Annotated in this window: 4 protein-coding genes; all 4 read right to left on the reverse strand. The window is 71.9% G+C overall.

What is annotated here, in order from left to right; all coding sequences use genetic code 11:
* Positions 1-544, reverse strand: a 544-nt coding sequence (locus A5714_RS18435; RefSeq protein WP_068287562.1) for a serine hydrolase, incomplete at its 3' end; no start/stop codon positions are given.
* A 168-nt stretch (positions 545-712) separates the two neighbouring features.
* Positions 713-874 (reverse strand): hypothetical protein, encoded by a 162-nt coding sequence (locus A5714_RS26725; protein WP_197502724.1) that lies wholly within the window; start codon positions 872-874, stop codon positions 713-715.
* Positions 875-920: 46 nt separating this feature from the next.
* The gene (gene fadD17 / locus A5714_RS18440; protein WP_068287564.1) at positions 921-2432 is read right to left on the reverse strand and encodes a long-chain-fatty-acid--CoA ligase FadD17; all 1512 of its coding nucleotides are present in this window, start codon (positions 2430-2432) and stop codon (positions 921-923) included.
* A 6-nt stretch (positions 2433-2438) separates the two neighbouring features.
* Positions 2439-3327, reverse strand: an 889-nt coding sequence (locus A5714_RS18445; protein WP_082959841.1) for an acyl-CoA dehydrogenase family protein, incomplete at its 5' end; no start/stop codon positions are given.

Raw genomic sequence — 3327 nt, forward strand, 5'->3', positions numbered from 1 at the left:
GCACCCCGGGGCCCCATCCCCCCTTGGCCGCATAGCCTTTCGCGGCCAGGCCCCAGCGCTGCCCGGCACTCAGGCGCTGCATGAGGTCGACGACGTCGGCCGCGTCGGGGATCGACGGCAGCTCCGCCGCGAATCTCGCCTGCCGCTGCAGGGTCCACTGCGTCTGCCCGAAGGCGGTGAATCCGCGTCGCAGCCGCCGCGATTCGACCACGGTCGCGGTGTCACCGCCCTCGGCGATCACGCCCTGCACGCGCCGCGCGGCATCGGCCGGACCGCCCAATTGCGCCCACAGTTGTTCGGACGCTTGGTTATCCGATTCGGTGATGGCCTTGACCGCGAGATCCTTGGCCCGCAGCCAGTCGCTGCGCAGCGCCGCGATCGCCAGCGGCACCTTGATCGTCGACCAGGCGACGCCGGACCACCAACGGCCCAGCGAATACGTCCGGTCCGGGCGCGCCACGGCGATGCCCACGTCGGCCGGCACCGTAGCGGACAACTGCTCGAAGCTCGCCTCCAGCGCGAGCTCGAGGGGCCGCGCGCTCACGCGGCGGTCATCCGGGAGGGCAACGGCGGCGCAGCGGCGGTGCTTTGAGCCGGCGCGGCAACCATCGCCTCTCCCTTCCGTCCCGACGTGTGCAGTGCCCCATTATCGTCGACCCACCCCGGCGCACCGGGCAGCGCACGCCGGTCGAGGGCGCACCCACGGCGGCGGCTAACCCGGCGGCGGCGGAAGCGGCAACCCCTCGGGCGGCGGCGGTTCCCACGTCTGCGGTGGCGGCGCCGGATCGGCGACGGCCACACCGGCGCCCACGGCCAACGCGGCGCCCAGAGAACCGGCCAGCACCCAGCCGGCGACCGCCTTCGCACTCTTCATCAAGCCGCCAGATTCCCTTTCTGGGCGCGGGCCAAACCCGGCCGCGCTAGCGGGGGATCGACAGGATCGGGTCGGCGCAGTCGAAACCCTGGGCGGCCAGCTGCCGCTTGAGCACCTTGAAGGTGACGGTGCGCGGGAGAGCGGCGCTGATCCGGACGTGCGCGGGCCACTGTTTGGGTCCAAGGTCGGGCTGCTCGGCCAGGAAGGCGCGGAACTTCTCGGCGTCCAACTCGGCCCCCGGCGCCAGCACCAGCGCGGCCATCACCTGGTCGCCGACCACCGGGTCGGGCACCGCGTAAACCGCCACTTCGACGACGTCGGGGTGCCGCAACAGCACCCGCTCGATCGGTGCCGCCCCCAGGTTCTCGCCGTCGACCCGCATCCAATCACCGAGGCGCCCAGCGAAATAGGCGTACCCGGCGTCGTCACGGTACGCCAGGTCACCCGAGTGATACGCCCCGCCCGCCATCCGCTCGGCCTCGGCCGCCGGGTCGTTGTAGTAACCCTCGAAGCGGCCGGGGCCGGCGGTGTTCACCAGCTCCCCGACCACCCCCACCGGGCACGGCTCGCCGGTTTCGGGGTCGATGATGTCGATGCCCTCGGGCAGCGGGCCCAGCGCGCCGTCCGGCGTGTCGGGGGTGCGTGCGATCGCCACGCCGCCCTCGGTGGAGCCGAACCCGTCCTGCACCACGCACCCAAACCGGCGGGCGAAGCGTTCGATGTCCGACGGGACGCCCTCGTTGCCGTACACCGCGCGCAGCGGGTTGTCGGCGTCGTCCGGCCGCTGCGGCGTGGCCAGCACGTAGGACAGCGGTTTGCCGACGTAGTTGGCGTAGGTCGCGTGGTAGCGGCGGACGTCGGGCAGGAAATTCGACGCGGAAAACTTGCGCCGCAACGCCATCGACCCTTGGCAGGCCGCCGCGACCGCCCAACCGACCAGCACCGCGTTGGAGTGGAACAGCGGCATCGACACATAGCAGACGTCGTCACCGCCCAGCCCGAACCGCTGCGACATCGTCACCCCGGCGATCGCCACCTTGCCGTGGCTGACCTTGACCGCCTTGGGTTCACCGCTGGTGCCCGAGGTGAAGATCAGCATGAACAGGTCGCTCGGTGACGCCGACTGGAACGTCGGCGGTACGTCGGGGTGCGCGCCGACCTCCTCGGCCCATTGCGGGGAGTCCACGTCGATATGCTCGATGCCGGCCAGCGTTTCGGCGGACTTCGCGTCCGCGAGCACCAATTGGCAATCGGCGCGGGCGATGTCGCGCTGCAGCGCCTCCCCGCGGCGCACCGGGTTCAGGCCCACCGGCACGATGCCCGACATGCCCGCCGCCACCAGCATGGCCGAGAAGAACGGGGTGTTCTCCAGCAGGACCCCAACATGCGGCGGGTGGGCGGGGTCGAGCCGGGCGCGCAGCGCGGCGGCCACCGCCGCGGCGTGCCGCAGGTGCTCGCGCCAACTGATGAACGAGTCCTCGAAAAACAGGCCCCGATCGTCGATCTCGGTCAGCGGCACCAGCAGCTTGGTGACCGTCAGGTCGTCGGCGAGATCCATCGCGCGTTAAGCGGGCGTCTCCGCCAGCTCGCGGCCGATGCGGCGCAGCTGCGCGGTGGCACCGCCCAACGCGAACTCGGCTTCCTTGGCGGCCAGGAAGTATCGGTGCACCGGGTGATCGGTGTCGACGCCCACACCGCCGTGCACGTGCACGATCGTGTGCGCCACCCGGTGCCCCGCGTCCGCGGCCCAGAACGCCGCACTGGCGACGTCGATCTCGGCCGGCACGTCCTCGGATACCCGCCACCCCGCCTGGGTCAGGGTCAGCCGCAGGCCCTTAACGTCGATGTAGCCGTCGGCCAGTCGCTGCGCGACCGCCTGGAAGCTGCCGATCGGACGGTCGAATTGCTCACGCTCGCGGGCGTATTCGGCCGTCAGCTGCAATCCCCGCTCGAGCACGCCCAGCTGGAAGGCGCTGCGCCCCAACGAGTTCAGGGTGTCGAGCCAAAGCACCACCTCGGCGCCCCCGACGACCCGGTCACCGGCGACCTCGGTTCCGTCCAGCGTCAAATGCCCGACGCTACCCAGGCCGGTCGTCTCCAGGGCGGTGACCGAGACGCCCTGGTCGCCGGCGGCGACCAGGAAGACCTTGGTGCCGCCATCGGTCTCGGCGGGCACCAGGAACGCGTCCGCCACCGGGCCGAAACCGACCTGGGTCCGCGCGCCGGTGAGGCGGTAGCCGTCGCCGGCGGCGGCGGCCCGCACCGGCCCGTCGCCCATGTCACCCAGCAGCGCGGCGGTCAGGATCTTCTCACCGCCTACCGCGGGTGCGCCCCACTGTTGTTGCAGCGCTTCGCTTCCGAAGCGGGCCAGCGCCCCGGCGCCCAGCGTCGGCGGCGACGGGTTCGGTGCCCTCGAGCAGATCGCCATCCTCGTCGCGCTAGGCCACCAGCTG

Origin of the sequence: Mycobacterium sp. E2462 (assembly GCF_001672685.1) — a bacterium.
Classification (GTDB): Bacteria; Actinomycetota; Actinomycetes; order Mycobacteriales; family Mycobacteriaceae; genus Mycobacterium.

What these genes read in the sequence shown, in the direction of transcription:
- A5714_RS26725 (WP_197502724.1), bottom strand. Translation starts at nt 874, where the DNA reads ATGAAGAGTGCGAAGGCGGTCGCCGGCTGGGTGCTGGCCGGTTCTCTG.
- fadD17 (WP_068287564.1), bottom strand. Translation starts at nt 2,432, where the DNA reads ATGGATCTCGCCGACGACCTGACGGTCACCAAGCTGCTGGTGCCGCTG.